Origin of the sequence: Streptococcus mitis (assembly GCF_047464965.1) — a bacterium.
GTDB lineage: Bacteria > Bacillota > Bacilli > Lactobacillales > Streptococcaceae > Streptococcus > Streptococcus mitis_DU.
Genome location: NZ_JASHAT010000005.1, coordinates 19,063 through 32,550, shown reverse-complemented (window position 1 = coordinate 32,550; position 13,488 = coordinate 19,063). Strand labels below are relative to the sequence as shown.

Annotated in this window: 23 protein-coding genes, 1 tRNA gene and 1 pseudogene; 3 read left to right on the top strand and 22 right to left on the bottom strand. The window is 36.0% G+C overall.

Annotated features, from left to right (window positions below):
• Positions 1-30: 30 nt before the first annotated feature.
• The 20 genes from QM408_RS04165 to QM408_RS04070 form a co-directional block, all read right to left on the bottom strand.
• Positions 31-351 (bottom strand): hypothetical protein, encoded by a 321-nt coding sequence (locus QM408_RS04165; protein WP_239822234.1) that lies wholly within the window; start codon positions 349-351, stop codon positions 31-33.
• A 43-nt stretch (positions 352-394) separates the two neighbouring features.
• Positions 395-643, bottom strand: a complete 249-nt coding sequence (locus QM408_RS04160) for a hypothetical protein (protein WP_125851900.1) — start codon at positions 641-643, stop codon at positions 395-397.
• Between the two features lie 19 nt (positions 644-662).
• Positions 663-1,067: a hypothetical protein gene (locus QM408_RS04155; protein ID WP_084928440.1), complete on the bottom strand. Its 405-nt coding sequence runs from the start codon at positions 1,065-1,067 to the stop codon at positions 663-665.
• A gap of 35 nt (positions 1,068-1,102) precedes the next feature.
• The gene (locus QM408_RS04150; protein WP_084928439.1) at positions 1,103-1,513 is read right to left on the bottom strand and encodes a hypothetical protein; all 411 of its coding nucleotides are present in this window, start codon (positions 1,511-1,513) and stop codon (positions 1,103-1,105) included.
• A gap of 99 nt (positions 1,514-1,612) precedes the next feature.
• The gene (locus QM408_RS04145) at positions 1,613-2,272 is read right to left on the bottom strand and encodes a DUF6572 domain-containing protein (protein ID WP_084928438.1); all 660 of its coding nucleotides are present in this window, start codon (positions 2,270-2,272) and stop codon (positions 1,613-1,615) included.
• A 135-nt stretch (positions 2,273-2,407) separates the two neighbouring features.
• Entirely contained in the window at positions 2,408-3,079 is a 672-nt protein-coding gene (locus tag QM408_RS04140; RefSeq protein ID WP_084947138.1) for an Imm59 family immunity protein, read from the bottom strand.
• A gap of 3 nt (positions 3,080-3,082) precedes the next feature.
• Positions 3,083-3,733: an Imm59 family immunity protein gene (locus tag QM408_RS04135; protein WP_414373714.1), complete on the bottom strand. Its 651-nt coding sequence runs from the start codon at positions 3,731-3,733 to the stop codon at positions 3,083-3,085.
• Positions 3,734-3,736: 3 nt separating this feature from the next.
• Positions 3,737-4,075, bottom strand: a complete 339-nt coding sequence (locus QM408_RS04130; protein ID WP_414373712.1) for an Imm59 family immunity protein — start codon at positions 4,073-4,075, stop codon at positions 3,737-3,739.
• A 50-nt stretch (positions 4,076-4,125) separates the two neighbouring features.
• The gene (locus QM408_RS04125) at positions 4,126-4,605 is read right to left on the bottom strand and encodes a hypothetical protein (RefSeq protein WP_414373710.1); all 480 of its coding nucleotides are present in this window, start codon (positions 4,603-4,605) and stop codon (positions 4,126-4,128) included.
• Between the two features lie 93 nt (positions 4,606-4,698).
• The gene (locus tag QM408_RS04120; RefSeq protein ID WP_414373707.1) at positions 4,699-5,082 is read right to left on the bottom strand and encodes a hypothetical protein; all 384 of its coding nucleotides are present in this window, start codon (positions 5,080-5,082) and stop codon (positions 4,699-4,701) included.
• 12 nt (positions 5,083-5,094) lie between these two features.
• Positions 5,095-5,517, bottom strand: coding sequence for a hypothetical protein (locus QM408_RS04115; RefSeq protein WP_414373705.1), 423 nt, complete (start codon positions 5,515-5,517; stop codon positions 5,095-5,097).
• Between the two features lie 12 nt (positions 5,518-5,529).
• A complete protein-coding gene (locus QM408_RS04110) occupies positions 5,530-5,952 on the bottom strand; it encodes a hypothetical protein (protein WP_414373702.1) in 423 nt (140 codons plus the stop codon).
• Between the two features lie 69 nt (positions 5,953-6,021).
• Positions 6,022-6,576, bottom strand: a complete 555-nt coding sequence (locus QM408_RS04105) for a hypothetical protein (protein ID WP_225742514.1) — start codon at positions 6,574-6,576, stop codon at positions 6,022-6,024.
• Positions 6,577-6,596: 20 nt separating this feature from the next.
• On the bottom strand, positions 6,597-6,830 hold the full coding sequence (locus tag QM408_RS04100) for an Imm74 family immunity protein (RefSeq protein WP_265495742.1): 234 nt from the start codon (positions 6,828-6,830) through the stop codon (positions 6,597-6,599).
• A 210-nt stretch (positions 6,831-7,040) separates the two neighbouring features.
• Positions 7,041-7,112: transfer RNA gene (locus tag QM408_RS04095), tRNA-Arg, on the bottom strand.
• Positions 7,113-7,153: 41 nt separating this feature from the next.
• Positions 7,154-7,501, bottom strand: coding sequence for a 50S ribosomal protein L19 (rplS, locus tag QM408_RS04090; protein ID WP_001068669.1), 348 nt, complete (start codon positions 7,499-7,501; stop codon positions 7,154-7,156).
• A 118-nt stretch (positions 7,502-7,619) separates the two neighbouring features.
• Complete coding sequence (crcB, locus tag QM408_RS04085) at positions 7,620-7,949, bottom strand: fluoride efflux transporter CrcB (RefSeq protein WP_261056330.1); 330 nt, start codon at positions 7,947-7,949, stop codon at positions 7,620-7,622.
• A complete protein-coding gene (crcB, locus tag QM408_RS04080; RefSeq protein WP_229294877.1) occupies positions 7,943-8,317 on the bottom strand; it encodes a fluoride efflux transporter CrcB in 375 nt (124 codons plus the stop codon). The genes crcB (QM408_RS04085) and crcB (QM408_RS04080) overlap by 7 nt, the downstream gene beginning before the upstream one ends.
• On the bottom strand, positions 8,314-8,580 hold the full coding sequence (locus QM408_RS04075) for a chorismate mutase (RefSeq protein WP_033687108.1): 267 nt from the start codon (positions 8,578-8,580) through the stop codon (positions 8,314-8,316). The genes crcB (QM408_RS04080) and QM408_RS04075 overlap by 4 nt, the downstream gene beginning before the upstream one ends.
• 115 nt (positions 8,581-8,695) lie before the next feature.
• A complete protein-coding gene (locus QM408_RS04070; protein WP_001162125.1) occupies positions 8,696-9,139 on the bottom strand; it encodes a flavodoxin in 444 nt (147 codons plus the stop codon).
• Positions 9,140-9,242: 103 nt separating this feature from the next.
• Between QM408_RS04070 and QM408_RS04065 the strand changes: the two genes are divergently transcribed.
• Together QM408_RS04065 and QM408_RS04060 are read left to right on the top strand one after the other, a co-directional pair.
• Complete coding sequence (locus QM408_RS04065) at positions 9,243-10,178, top strand: DHH family phosphoesterase (RefSeq protein WP_261056332.1); 936 nt, start codon at positions 9,243-9,245, stop codon at positions 10,176-10,178.
• A 95-nt stretch (positions 10,179-10,273) separates the two neighbouring features.
• Positions 10,274-10,516 (top strand): type B 50S ribosomal protein L31, encoded by a 243-nt coding sequence (locus tag QM408_RS04060; protein ID WP_000710764.1) that lies wholly within the window; start codon positions 10,274-10,276, stop codon positions 10,514-10,516.
• Positions 10,517-10,628: 112 nt separating this feature from the next.
• Here the strand turns inward: QM408_RS04060 and QM408_RS04055 are convergent, their stop codons facing one another.
• Together QM408_RS04055 and QM408_RS04050 are read right to left on the bottom strand one after the other, a co-directional pair.
• Positions 10,629-11,963 carry an Nramp family divalent metal transporter gene (locus QM408_RS04055; RefSeq protein ID WP_084927353.1) on the bottom strand — a complete coding sequence of 445 codons (1,335 nt, stop codon included), beginning with the start codon at positions 11,961-11,963 and terminating at the stop codon, positions 10,629-10,631.
• 214 nt (positions 11,964-12,177) lie between these two features.
• Positions 12,178-12,980, bottom strand: a pseudogene (locus tag QM408_RS04050) (IS5 family transposase); the annotation flags it as partial.
• Between the two features lie 153 nt (positions 12,981-13,133).
• On the opposite strand from QM408_RS04050, the gene QM408_RS04045 reads away from it, so the two are divergent.
• On the top strand, positions 13,134-13,433 hold the full coding sequence (locus QM408_RS04045) for a YbaB/EbfC family nucleoid-associated protein (protein WP_000981526.1): 300 nt from the start codon (positions 13,134-13,136) through the stop codon (positions 13,431-13,433).
• Positions 13,434-13,488 lie beyond the last annotated feature (55 nt).

Below are 13,488 nucleotides of genomic sequence, written 5' to 3'. Positions count from 1 at the left end.
CCCAACCTTATGGAAACGTTCATCAGCTGTCTAGTCTTTTAATAAGCTGTCAATTCTTTTTATCAATAAAGAAAATTGTTCATTTTTTCTTTTCATGTATGAAGCGTCCGAATCAAAAACATAAAAATCCGATAAACCATCTCTTGGGAAAAACATACTTTTGTACATTTTTTGTAGTTGGTTCATCGTTTCAGCTGGTATCTGGGGTTTTCCTATACTTTGTAGGATAAACTGCATTTCCTCAAGGATACCAATGAAATTATTAACATTATTTTTTTCCTTGTAATTTGATAGAAACTCTATTAATTCAGATAACGAATCTGTCAGTTCTTCTTTTAAATTGGTCATCATGCTATTCTCCATAACATTCTTTACTTATTAATAGAAATCTAGTTCACATACGACATCTAAATTTGACTATCTCATAAACTTTCTCAATAGCTTCTTCTTCATTTTTAAAGGAAGCAATTTTAATTAAACTCTGACGCTCTGACACTTCATACACCAGAAATTTATTTGATTTCGAATCCAGAAAATACCCTATTGCGAACTGCTCTAATGCTTTTTTGTTTAGATAGACTGTATGATATTTAAGCTTACTTCGATTACACTCTAAAAAAGTAAGTAACTCTTCTTTTGTCATTGTAGTTTCTCCGTTAGTTTTATGACTTTTTAAGTAAAGAGAATTTTGAGGTTGCTTCCTTCCTTCTTCTCTCTCCATACTTAGGATCAATTATACTAAATAAGCGAATTTGTTCTTCTTGAAGAAGGCTATTATAACGTTCAAAATCTCCATTAGCATTCGTCCATGCATTCTTTGATGCTATTCTAGTAACATATGATTGTAAAAGATCATAAAGTATATCTTCCTTATTAGCAAATTTTTTCTCAGAATTTATTTTGCCACGTTCGACACCAACAATGTAATAGTGATCGCCCTCTAAATAAATAGTACGTCCTTCCGGTAAGAATAGAGATGGTTTTTCTTCTGAAAATAAGTCCGACCGATTCAGATTTGTTTCCCCTATTTTTAATAGTAACTCTATTAATTCTTGCTTTAACTGCATTATTTTTACCTCATTCCATTATTCATAAATAATAATTATTTGCTAAACAAGAATAGAATACTGGTCTCACCTGATTTTGTATCGATATATGATATTATTTCCGCAAAAGAGGTATTAAATTTACTAGAGTATGTACTCTTTTCGGAAAATCTACCATATTGTTTTTCTAACCACTTATCCTGTATTCCTTTTATATCTTGTAGTTTATATTCAAACATATTCGAATAATTTATCGGAGCATTTGATTGATAAATACATAACTTTAAAGATTCAAGAATGTTATTTTTAAAATTAAAATCTGCCCAAAATTCTAATCCTTCAATCTTAACGGGGGATTTTAACTTAAATAAATTAGAACTTTCATCTTGTTGAAGATAAACTTTAAAATTATTATTAAATATTTCTTTTGTTAATTGTTTGTTGATAACTGTATTATTTATAATCATTAGAATTCCTAACTATATCCTATTTTTACCTGTTTAAAAAAAGTTTTGACAATCTAGTCACATTATACCACAAAAAGAGAGCGTCTTTCGCCCTCTTTATCACTCCGGTAATTCTACCTTCAAACTCATATCTGTGGGTTGTAACACTTTCTGAACCTCAGCAAGAAAGACCAATCCATTATCAGATGGGGAGTACTGGAATGTGATATGGATGACTTTTTTGTCAAAGCTATCGCCATATCGCTCCACATACTGCTTGCTTTCGAGGAAGTGAATATAATTGTTAATTTTTTCTTGCAGAATTTCAAGATGGACTGCTTCTATCTCTTCCTGCCAGCCGACTGGATCCACCAGAAGAAGCTCTAAATGATTATCAACTATACCAATAGCGTCAAGTTCGCTAGGTTTCAATTTTGAAACGATGGCTTGGGTGGCAATTTGAGTAAATTCTCCAGGAGAAAATATTTTTTTGTTATCAAGTAAATCATTAAAAATTAAATCAGGATTATTTCGTATAAAAATTTTGTCTGACTCTTCCTGTGTATATTGCTTTTTTGATTTCCAAAAACCATATTGCGCATAATTCATCAACTCTTTACCAGTATGTTCTCCCGATATATAGCTATTGGCAGCTTCTTTGGGAATTTCTTGAACCACTTCTGGCATGGTAATATTAAAAGTTGGATAACGTAAAAAATACTTATCCCCCTCTTGACAGATTTCCAACATGTCTTTTTGACTTAAATAAATAGTTTCCATTCTCATCTCCTTTGTCTTTTACCAAATGTCTACTGATTTATTCTTTCTTCAAAATCATTTATCTTCTCTTTCGTACTAACTAAACTTTAGCTAGTTCTCAATGACCTAGAAAGATAAACACATCTTTTACAAGATTCACATATCCTGCCTCAAATTAAATCTTTTTCCTTCCTCGTCCCATAGTGGCGAAGGATAGGGGTGCGAAAAACCAAGTTCATTAGCCAACTGTTCCGCATGAACTGTTCGACTTAGAATCTTAAGGAACTCATCCTTTGCTTCATTCATCGTATCAAACTCCCATGTTTTCCCCACAATATATGAGCGTTCATCCCTACTGTTAATTTGAAATTTGCCATTTTTAAAAAACAAATGTGTTGCCCAAGGTTGACTGCTATCTTCATCAAACAAGACATAAGACAAGCTTTCAAAACCTCTTTCTTTAATCTCCTTTTCCACTATATTTTTCAAAGATTCAATATCGATATCTAGTTTATCCCATAATGGAGAGGAATATTCAGAAACTTCTCCATTTTCAACGGAAGTTTTATTTTGAAAAACTGTTAACTTTAGATTATGGATAAATCTCTCTTTTGCTTCTTCAAATGTCTTAAACTTAAAAATACTTCCTGTACTCGCTCGATCCATTGTTGAGTAAACTTCATACAATTTCAATTCTGGATTATAATCTATCCTAGTTTCCCACTCAGAAAGTCTGTGTTCATTAAAAATAGAATATCTTAAAGACTCATATCCTAAATCTTGAATGGCTAATAAAAGTTCAGAACGTTCTTTGGCTTCGTCTCTCATCTTCTAGTTATCCTCTTTTTCATCCCATAATGGTGATGTATATTCTACTGGCAATCCTAATTGTATATTCAGTTTATTAGTTTCTATAACGAGTTCTAATTTTTCAAAAAAATCTTTCTTTGCACTTCCAAAATTATCGTACTCTTTACTATGTCCAACTATATATGATCGATCATCTCGACCATCAACATAAAATTTTCCATTTTTCTGATAAAGATGAAATGCCCAAGGAAGCTGTTTTGTTTCGTCAAATAGAACATAATGTAAGCTCTCATAATGACGTTTTTCAATTTCTTGTTCAACTATGCATTTCATGTTCTCAATGTCAGCTTCGATTTTGTCCCATAACGGGGAGGAGTATTCAGGAACTTCCCCATTTTCTACAAAAAGTTTATTTATTTCTACAGTAAGATCTAGTTTTTCTAAAAATTTATTTTTAGCAGCTTCAAAATTATCAAATTCCAATTTTTTATTATAACTTGCTCGATCCATGGTAGCGTAAATATTGTACACTTGCTTAGAATCGTCATATTCGATTACCACTTCCCATTCACTAGGACCATATTCGTTAAAAATAGAATATCTCAAACTTTCGTATCCTAAATCTTGAATGGCTGACAACAGTTCTAAACGTTCTTTGGCTTCGTCTCTCATCTTCTAGTCATCCCCTTTTTCATCCCACAAACTACAAGAATAGTAGGGTGAATCTCCATTCTGTACAAAATATCTGTTCATTTCGATAAAAGACTCCATTAAATTAAGAAAAAATAGCTTTGCCTCTTCAAAATTCTCAAACTCCCATGTTTTACCCATTATATAGGTCCGGTCGTCCCGACTATTTACCATAAACTTCCCATCTCGATAGTATAGATGTATGGCCCAAAGTTGACTACTATGCTCATCAAATAGAGCATAATAAAGATTTTCAAAGCCTTTTTCTCTGATTTCTTTTTCTACATCTTGTTTTAACAAATCTAAATTCAAATTATTATTCATATTATTGTCCCAATTAACAGTTTATCTATAGAGTGTTACAAGTTCCATCACTATTTCACAATAATGGAAAAACGTTCATTCTTTTGATATTTTTGATTGAATCTTTCCAGTTGCTTCATTGGTTTTATTTTAACAAGACCGTTTGGGAAAGTGATGCTGTCGTTCAATTCCTCTTGATAATCCTTAATTCCTTTAGCAATTGCTTGGGCAACTGTCGACGTATGGATTGTAAAACTAGCTATATTTTTTTCTTGCATAAAAAGGATTGCATCAAAAAACAAAACTGAAATATACAAATCAACAGCAGAACGCTGCGATAACTCTATAAGACCGCCTTCTAATATATCTTGAATCTTATCAATATCATTCTGCTTGTAGAAATACTCAGCTAATACTTGGCAAATATCCGTCGGAAAAATATCTGGTACAGAGGTCGGCGGCTCTATGCGATATCTTTTTTCACCTCGCAAAATACCTGCAACATTGCCAGCTTGAATAGCTTCTAACAAGAGTTTTCTGTAATTTTTCATTTGATAATCTCTCTTATCTCCAATTTCGAAGAGACTTAGTTCGTTCTCTGCAAAATTTACCATTTTAATTTTATTAAGCTTAGTTTTCTTTTCTTAATCGCTACACGCTAGAATTTCAGCACCTTCGGGTAATATTTCTTCCAGTTCGGCCTGTGTGAATAAACCTTGCGCTTTAGGATTTCCTCTTAAAGCTTCTGGATATTGCCTCAAGAAATTTCTATTAGCTTCTTCTTGTGTCACGTTCGGTGGCCAACAATCGTTCTGAATCTTCCAAGATACTTCACGTAGCGTTCTTTCCCCACTATCTAATAAAGCAAACAGTTCATTTGGTAATTCATAGACAACTAACCAAGAAGCCACAGTTCCCTCTTCTGAAACTAAATAATATTTATCCTCATTTTTCCAGATGGATTTCCCATATCCTTCAACTTCTTCAAACTGGATAACATCTTCCCATTCTAGATTTGTTGGTTTCATTTTATACCTTCCTTACTTAAGTGGTGATACATAATCATCTGGAAGTTGCCCTCTCCAGTCAATCCACATTTGCTCAGCAATTGGAATTAATCTTTCAAGCTCTTCCTGAGTAAATAACTCTCTAGTTTCAGGTAAATCAATTAATGATGTAGGACTCTCTTCTATAAATCGTTTCTCACTAGCCTTCTTTTCTTCTTCCGTCGGTGGCCAACGATCAGTCTGAAGCTTACTTAATACTTCTAACTCCGTTCTTTCCCCACTCTCTAGTAAGGCAAATAACTCATTTGGTAATTCATAAACCACACGCTGAGGGGCAATTCCCCCCTCCTCGGTAACGTAATAAAGATGATTACCATCTCTCCAGATATGCTGACCGTATCCTTTTACCTCTTCAAACTTGGTAACATCTTCCCATTGTAGTTTTGTTGGTTTCATTTTATACCTTCCTTACTTAAGTGGTGATACATAATCATCTGGAAGTTTACCCATTGATTCTATCCATTGTTGTTCCGCTTTGGGAATAAGTATTTCAAGTTCTTTGTTACTAAAAAGCAACTGATTTTTACGGTTAGAAATCAGCACAATTGGTTTTTTTCTAGCTCTATCTTTCCTTATTTTGTTCTTTTCTTCTTCCGTCGGTGGCCAGCAATCGTGCTTAATCTTCCAAGATACTTCTTTTAGCGTTCTTTCCCCACTATCTAATAAAGCAAACAACTCATTTGGTAATTCATAGACTACTAACCAAGACACTATAGTTCCTTCTTCTAAAACCAAATAATACTTGTCCTTATCTCTCCAGATATGCTGACCGTAACCTTTTACCTCTTCAAACTTGGTAACATCTTCCCATTGTAGTTTTGTTGGTTTCATTTGTATTCTCCTAGTGCAAGTTTTTCTCTCAACCAGAATATCATAAAATCAGGTTTCTTTTTCTCTTCCTCAATAGGCTACGCCATCTTTTATCCATTTTCTAGTTTCTAAATCCACATTAAAATAGAAATCACTTCGACCAAAACTATCAAAACAATCTTCTTTAAGAGCTTCACATACAATTCTCAGTTTTTCTTTACTTATCTCAGAAATGTATAGCATTGTAAACCCTGCAGGAGATTCAATTTGGTCGATTCTCTCACCTTCTAAATTATAAACCTCTAATTCTGATGGAACGTCAAAATCGCTGGATGAGCGAAATATACTGAAGATACGCTGATATTTAGGACTAAATCGCAGATGATGTAAATGATGAAAATCAATCTGATGTTGGCCCTTATAATGCCACTCTAGTCTTCCTTCCTCTACATTTTGTCGCCCTAATAATTTTCCTTCTAAACTATAGTAGAAAATAGTTTTGCTAATAAAGTTTTCTCCACTATAGACGATAACAATGTTCTCATCTTTATGATATTCCGCATGAATGATATCTGGTAAGTCAATCTTTATTTCATTACCATCCCACTTCCATGTGAGTATCTGTTCACTGTAATCAAATTTCATCTGCCTTCTCCTACTCTAACTCAGATAAATTCGATCTGAATTGTTTGCTCCGTCATCCTGAAGTTCACTTCCTCGACAAGTTTATCTATCTCGTTCTGTGTGATAGGAATGTGATTGTAAGGTGGCTCCCAATTCTGTATGCTTGACCTATATACAATAAAGCTACCATCAGTCAACAACTCTCCCTCTGCTTTTAAAACATAGCCATTTTCATAGTCAAATGTGATGATAGACCTTGTTCCAGAAATTTTCATCCTACTTCCTTATTTACTCAAACATCATTATTTTTCTCAGAAATCTAGATCCTAATACTCAATCCAACCCCATAATAAGGAGAGAAATCCCAATAAAATTAGTATTTATACTTTCTCCTATTATACCACACCTCTATTTTCATCTGAAACGGTTTCCATTTTAGAACAAGAAAAAAACACTGACCATTCAGTGCTTTTTGATTGATTTACTGCCCCCTGCAGGAATCGAACCTGCAACTACTCCTTAGGAGGGAGTTGTTATATCCATTGAACTAAGGGAGCTAGATAAAAACTCTGCTGAAAAGCAGAGTTTTTTAGTCGAATTAACGACGGATTTCTTTGATACGAGCTGCTTTACCTTGAAGAGCACGCAAGTAGTACAATTTCGCACGACGTACTTTACCGTAACGAACAACTTCGATTTTTTCAACACGTGGAGTGTGAATTGGGAAGATACGCTCAACACCTACACCGTTAGAGATTTTACGAACTGTGTAGTTTTCTGAGATGCCAGCACCTTTACGTGCGATAACAACACCTTCAAAAATCTGGATACGTTCACGGTTACCTTCGACAACTTTCGCGTGTACACGAACAGTGTCACCAGGACGGAATGATGGGATATCTGTACGAAGTTGACCTTCAGTCAAGCTTTGGATTAATGGATTCATTTTATTCTCCTATCTTTGTCAATCTTGAGGAACCTTCCTCAGCGGATAAACTGTATTTTTGTGCGTCCATTACACACAAGATACAGTTTACCAAATTTCCACAAAAAAGTAAAGAAATTTATAGCAGAATTCCTAAAAAAATCGCAATCAAACCACCTAGGTAGGTTAAGGCTAGATAGCTATAAAATACCTTCTTATTGCTTAACAGTCTTTGGAGTTCGTCATTCAAGGTTGAAAAAGTCGTCAGACCTCCACAAAATCCTGTCGCTAGAATAGCATAAACTTCCTTGGACTCCACATGATTGTAAAATAATCCAATCAAAAAACAACCCAAAAGATTGGCTATAAGCGTTCCGAGGGGCAATTTAGATGCTTGATTATAGCGGGAAAAGAAATAGCGCACTAAAGCTCCGAAACCACAAGCAATTGTAAGATAGACGATTACCATCTCTTCCTCCCTAAATAGTAAGCTAAAAGCAGTCCTCCACCGATGCTCAAAAGCAAATACATAACTAAACTAAGATAACGCCCTGTATCAAGTAGTTTCACAGCATCAAGCATGAGACTAGAAAAGGTTGTTAAACCTCCGCAAAAACCTGTACCCAGTGCTAAAATAACGCCTTTACTGGTTCCCTTATAGACCAGATAGCCCTTAACAAGATAAACCAAGCAGAAAATACCTAGATAGTTGACAAGAAGGGTTCCCCAAGGAAAGTCAGGACTGGCTGGTAACCAAGTGGAAACTAGGTAGCGGACAAGTCCGCCCAACATAGCAGCTAGAAAAATCCCTAGCGGATAAAAATGTTCTTTTTTCATTTGATATTTTGATCCTGATAATCACGCGAACGTTTGAGTATGTCCGAAAAAGTCGCTACAATAGTCTCCTGATAGCGCTTGTCCTCTACACGACTCCTAACCTTTTCAAAGATAATTGCTTCTCTCTTGGTATCTAAAATCGGTTTCCCTGAAGTCTTCTTATAAGCGACAACCCCTTCAACTAAATGCATTCGTTCTTCTAACAGTTTGACAATTTGATCGTTAATTTGATCAATTTCTTGACGAATACTATCTAAATCCATACAGTCTCCTCCTTTATTTGAATTATTGTATCAAAAAGCCACCAAATAGGCTAGTAAAATCCCAAGTCACGATAAGAAAAATGCACTGATTGATTACATCAGCGCAGTTTTATGCTTATCCTACTTTAGCAGCCAATTCTTCTGCGAATTGTTCCAAGCGTTCAATGTCTTCTTCCTCAGCAGAGAGATCAACTTTGACACACTCTGAACCTTTTTCTGCCCCTGTCGCTACAAAAACGCGGTCAAAGTCATCGACAGCCTTACAGAATTCATCGTAGAAGGTATCTCCTGATCCGACCACTCCGTAGATTTTGCCATTCAAGTTGAGGTCAGCTAGGTCTTCGTAGAAGTCCATCATCTCATCTGGCAATTCTCCATCACCATAAGTATAGGTTGCAACGATAGCGATGTCTGCTTCCAAGAAGTCTGAAGCGTCAACAGTTGTACATTCATCAACATCGACATCCAAGCCCAAGTCACGTAATTTGTCTGCTACAATATCTGCAATTTCTTCGGTATTACCGGTCATACTGGCAAATACAATTTTTGCTAATGCCATATCGTCCTCCTCAATTTATCTTTCTCCATTATATCACATCTTTTTCATTTTAAAAATAAAAATTCTTGTGCTACAATGAAATGAGAAAGAATTGAGGTTATTTATGGACATTTGCCATCAAATTTTAGAAAAAATCAAAGAATACGACACGATTATCATTCACCGTCATATGAAACCAGACCCAGATGCCTTGGGAAGTCAAGTGGGCTTGAAAGCTCTTCTCAAACATCATTTCCCAGAAAAAACCATCAAAGCAGTTGGTTTTGATGAACCAACTCTAACTTGGATGGCTGAGATGGATCTTGTTGAAGATAGTGTCTACCAAGAGGCACTTGTTATCGTCTGTGATACGGCTAATACTGCTCGTATCGATGATAAGCGCTATCGTCAAGGTGATTTTCTCATTAAGATTGACCACCATCCAAATGATGATGTATATGGTGACCTATCTTGGGTGGATACTAGTTCAAGCAGCGCTAGTGAGATGATTACCCTATTTGCCCAAACAACCCAACTGGCCTTGTCAGATCGAGCTGCTGAATTGCTCTTTGCAGGAATTGTTGGTGATACAGGTCGCTTCCTCTACCCTTCTACAACTGCACGAACTCTTCGTCTGGCTGCCTCTCTAAGAGAACAGAACTTTGACTTTGCGGCTCTCACTCGCAAAATGGACACTATGAGTTACAAAATTGCTAAACTGCAAGGCTACATCTACGACCATTTGGAAGTGGATGAAAATGGTGCTGCTCGCGTTATCCTGAGTCAGAAAATCTTAAAACATTTCAATGTTACCGATGCTGAAACTGCAGCCATTGTCGGTGCACCTGGACGTATTGACAGTGTAAGTATCTGGGGAATTTTTGTAGAGCAGGCTGATGGCCACTACCGTGTTCGCTTACGCAGTAAAATCCATCCTATCAATGAAATCGCCAAGGAACATGATGGTGGAGGCCACCCTCTAGCAAGCGGTGCTAATTCCTATAGTCTAGAAGAAAACGAAATCATCTACCAAAAGTTAAAAAACTTGCTTAAAAACTGATAAAATACTTGCCAAACTTTTCAGAATCTGATAGACTAGTATGGTAACAATCTATGGCTCGCAAAGAGACCATGGCAGAAAGGAAATATTGCAAAATGAAAAAAGATATCCATCCAGAATATCGCCCAGTTGTCTTCATGGACACAACTACTGGTTACCAATTCCTTAGCGGTTCAACAAAACGCTCTAACGAAACAGTTGAGTTCGAAGGCGAAACTTACCCATTGATCCGTGTGGAAATTTCATCAGACTCACACCCATTCTACACTGGACGTCAAAAGTTCACTCAAGCAGATGGACGCGTGGATCGTTTCAACAAAAAATACGGTCTCAAATAATGATAAAAAGAACAGTTTCGACTGTTCTTTTTTTCTTCTTTTTATGAACCAATCACTACTACTTTCTATTTGTCAACCATCACGCTGACACTATAATTGATTTCAAACGGGGTTAAAAAATATCGAAAAGAAGCTTGATATTGAGAATGGTCAAGATGATTGAAACTACGTAGCCTAGAATTGTGTTCCACTTAGCATTGGTAAATTCTCCCATCACTGACTTCTTAGAAGTCAGATAAATTAAGGGAAAAATTGAGAATGGAAGAGCGATTGAAAGAAAGACCTGTGAATAGACCAATAACTGATCTAAGGTCTTTTCTTGATGCCCAAACAAGACAGCGACTATCATCACAGGGAGCAAGGCAAAAATCCGTGTTCCGACACGAATAATCCACTGTGGTAATTTCATATGCAAGAAACCTTCCATAACGATCTGTCCAGTCAAAGTACCTGTAATAGTAGAATTTTGGCCACTTGCTAAGAGAGCTAAAGCAAACAAAGTTGACAGAGTTGAGCTGGCTATCGCTCCTGCTATTGTCGAATCCTGTAAAGCATTGTACATTTGAGAGAAAGCTGAAATTTCGGATGCATGTCCAAAAAAGAGGGAGGCCCCTAAAATAAGAAGCAAGGAATTGACAACAAAGGCTAGGGACAACTGAAGATTTGAGTCCCAGGTCATAAAACGGACAGCTTTTCGTATATCTTTCTTATCCTTATGGTTGATTTTTCTTGTTTGAGATAGGGATGAATGGAGATAGAGATTATGGGGCATGACTGTTGCTCCCACAATCCCTAAAGCCAAAGTCAGTTGACTCTCATGTCCTGGCAAGGGACTTTCAAATAAAGTCGAAGTCGGTAAATAGCCACCAAAAATCCCCTGCATACTTGGATTGGATAAAGCCACCAGATAAGAAAAGATACCTAATATGGTTAAGATAAGGGTTGTAACAATAGCTTCAATCTTCTTGAAACCAAATTTCATCAACAAAAGCAAAAGAAATACATCTAAAACGGTTAAAAGGATGGCTACCATAATCGGTATGTGAAATAAAAGATTTAAGGCAATCGCTGATCCTAAAACTTCAGCCAAATCTGTCGCCATTAGAGCTAATTCTACAATTACCCATAGACTATAGCGGAGCCACTTGGGGGCATGATAGGCTGTTGCCTGCGCTAGATCCATCCTCGTCACGATGCCTAGCTTTCCAGACATCTGTTGTAACTGCATGGCAATGATTGATGAAATCAAAATAACAAATAAAAGACTATACTTATAGGAAGCACCTCCAACCACACTGGTAATCCAGTTTCCAGGATCCATATAGCCAACTGCTACAAGAGCTCCGGGGCCCAAGAATACTTTTAGATTTTGCCAAAAATGATTATTATTTGGAGTATCAATAGACTGATTAATCTCAGAAAGTGAGACCTTTTTGTAAGAAGACATCGGAATATTCACTTTCTAATCTTGTCTTTGCCTATTTTATTAATGGAGTTTTGAAAATATAATGAAAATAATTTCCTTTTTCCAATTTATTCTTATTATATCACATTTTGAAATGATTCTTAAGGAAAGCATGATAGTTAAAAAAACTTTGCACTCTAGCTAGCCACACGATGGTTTCTAGAGAACAAAGTTTTTTATTAGACTTCCTGCGAAACTAGAATTCTAGTTCACAGTTGATAATTCCAGCAATCAAATTCATTCGTAATCCAAATCGTTTACGTCGATTTCGATAGGTTGTTGAAAACATTTTAAACGTTTTTACTTTGGCCAAAATATTCTCAACCTTGATTCTCTCTTGAGATAGCACATGATTATAGGATTTATCTTCAAGAGTTAGTGGCTTAAGTTTGCTTGATTTCCTCGGAATTTGCGCTTGTGAATACATCTTCATGATCCCTTGATAACCACTGTCTGCCAAGATTTTACCAGCTTGTCCGATATTTCTGCGACTCATTTTGAACCACTTCATATCATGGCAATAGTTCAACTGCAATATCCAAAGAAACAATTCTCCCTTGGCTTGTGACAATCGCCTGAGACTTCATAGCATGACATTTCTTTTTACCAGAATAATTGGCTAGTTGATTTTTTAGGACGATTGATTATTACCTCTGTTGCATCCACAATCACCGTATCCTCAGCACTAAGATGAGTTTTTGAAATCGTAAAGCCACTTTGAATAAGAGTTGCTTCAACCCATTGACTCCGACGGATTAAGTTGCTTTCGTGAATGCCAAAATCAGCCGTAATTTGTTCATAAGTGAGGTATTCTCGCATATATTGAAGAGTAGCCATTAGGAGGTCTTCTAGGCTTAACTTAGGGGTTCGTCCACCTTTTGCGTGTTTACGTTGATAAGTTATTTTTAACACAGCTAACATCTCTTCAAAAGTAGTGCGCTGAACGCCAACAAGACGCTTAAATCGTGCATCACTTAATACTTTACTTGATTCATAGTTTTATTGTATCATATTTTTGTTTCGCAGGAAGTCTACTTTTATTTTCCACTGCCAAGCACAATTCTTAGATTCACTCAGAAAAAGATTAGACTTTTAACGTTAAAATTGATAAAATAAAAAAGAAAATAAGATAAAAGGAAACTATAAATCACCATGATGAACATGCAAAACATGATGCGCCAAGCACAAAAACTTCAAAAACAAATGGAACAAAGTCAAGCAGAACTTGCTGCTATGCAATTTGTTGGCAAATCTGCTCAAGACCTTGTTCAAGCTACCTTAACAGGTGACAAAAAAGTTGTCAGCATTGACTTCAATCCAGCTGTCGTTGACCCTGAAGATCTTGAAACTCTTTCTGATATGACTGTTCAAGCCATCAACTCTGCTCTTGAACAAATCGATGAAACTACCAAGAAAAAATTAGGTGCTTTCGCTGGAAAATTGCCATTCTAAGCATAAGAAAAACAAGCATTCAAGAGAATACTTGCCTATCATGGGAGGAACAACT

What these genes read in the sequence shown, in the direction of transcription:
- QM408_RS04165 (WP_239822234.1), bottom strand. Translation starts at nt 351, where the DNA reads ATGATGACCAATTTAAAAGAAGAACTGACAGATTCGTTATCTGAATTA.
- QM408_RS04160 (WP_125851900.1), bottom strand. Translation starts at nt 643, where the DNA reads ATGACAAAAGAAGAGTTACTTACTTTTTTAGAGTGTAATCGAAGTAAG.
- QM408_RS04155 (WP_084928440.1), bottom strand. Translation starts at nt 1,067, where the DNA reads ATGCAGTTAAAGCAAGAATTAATAGAGTTACTATTAAAAATAGGGGAA.
- QM408_RS04150 (WP_084928439.1), bottom strand. Translation starts at nt 1,513, where the DNA reads ATGATTATAAATAATACAGTTATCAACAAACAATTAACAAAAGAAATA.
- QM408_RS04145 (WP_084928438.1), bottom strand. Translation starts at nt 2,272, where the DNA reads ATGGAAACTATTTATTTAAGTCAAAAAGACATGTTGGAAATCTGTCAA.
- QM408_RS04140 (WP_084947138.1), bottom strand. Translation starts at nt 3,079, where the DNA reads ATGAGAGACGAAGCCAAAGAACGTTCTGAACTTTTATTAGCCATTCAA.
- QM408_RS04135 (WP_414373714.1), bottom strand. Translation starts at nt 3,733, where the DNA reads ATGAGAGACGAAGCCAAAGAACGTTTAGAACTGTTGTCAGCCATTCAA.
- QM408_RS04130 (WP_414373712.1), bottom strand. Translation starts at nt 4,075, where the DNA reads ATGAATAATAATTTGAATTTAGATTTGTTAAAACAAGATGTAGAAAAA.
- QM408_RS04125 (WP_414373710.1), bottom strand. Translation starts at nt 4,605, where the DNA reads ATGAAAAATTACAGAAAACTCTTGTTAGAAGCTATTCAAGCTGGCAAT.
- QM408_RS04120 (WP_414373707.1), bottom strand. Translation starts at nt 5,082, where the DNA reads ATGAAACCAACAAATCTAGAATGGGAAGATGTTATCCAGTTTGAAGAA.
- QM408_RS04115 (WP_414373705.1), bottom strand. Translation starts at nt 5,517, where the DNA reads ATGAAACCAACAAAACTACAATGGGAAGATGTTACCAAGTTTGAAGAG.
- QM408_RS04110 (WP_414373702.1), bottom strand. Translation starts at nt 5,952, where the DNA reads ATGAAACCAACAAAACTACAATGGGAAGATGTTACCAAGTTTGAAGAG.
- QM408_RS04105 (WP_225742514.1), bottom strand. Translation starts at nt 6,576, where the DNA reads ATGAAATTTGATTACAGTGAACAGATACTCACATGGAAGTGGGATGGT.
- QM408_RS04100 (WP_265495742.1), bottom strand. Translation starts at nt 6,830, where the DNA reads ATGAAAATTTCTGGAACAAGGTCTATCATCACATTTGACTATGAAAAT.
- rplS (WP_001068669.1), bottom strand. Translation starts at nt 7,501, where the DNA reads ATGAATCCATTAATCCAAAGCTTGACTGAAGGTCAACTTCGTACAGAT.
- crcB (WP_261056330.1), bottom strand. Translation starts at nt 7,949, where the DNA reads ATGGTAATCGTCTATCTTACAATTGCTTGTGGTTTCGGAGCTTTAGTG.
- crcB (WP_229294877.1), bottom strand. Translation starts at nt 8,317, where the DNA reads ATGAAAAAAGAACATTTTTATCCGCTAGGGATTTTTCTAGCTGCTATG.
- QM408_RS04075 (WP_033687108.1), bottom strand. Translation starts at nt 8,580, where the DNA reads ATGGATTTAGATAGTATTCGTCAAGAAATTGATCAAATTAACGATCAA.
- QM408_RS04070 (WP_001162125.1), bottom strand. Translation starts at nt 9,139, where the DNA reads ATGGCATTAGCAAAAATTGTATTTGCCAGTATGACCGGTAATACCGAA.
- QM408_RS04065 (WP_261056332.1), top strand. Translation starts at nt 9,243, where the DNA reads ATGGACATTTGCCATCAAATTTTAGAAAAAATCAAAGAATACGACACG.
- QM408_RS04060 (WP_000710764.1), top strand. Translation starts at nt 10,274, where the DNA reads ATGAAAAAAGATATCCATCCAGAATATCGCCCAGTTGTCTTCATGGAC.
- QM408_RS04055 (WP_084927353.1), bottom strand. Translation starts at nt 11,963, where the DNA reads ATGTCTTCTTACAAAAAGGTCTCACTTTCTGAGATTAATCAGTCTATT.
- QM408_RS04045 (WP_000981526.1), top strand. Translation starts at nt 13,134, where the DNA reads ATGATGAACATGCAAAACATGATGCGCCAAGCACAAAAACTTCAAAAA.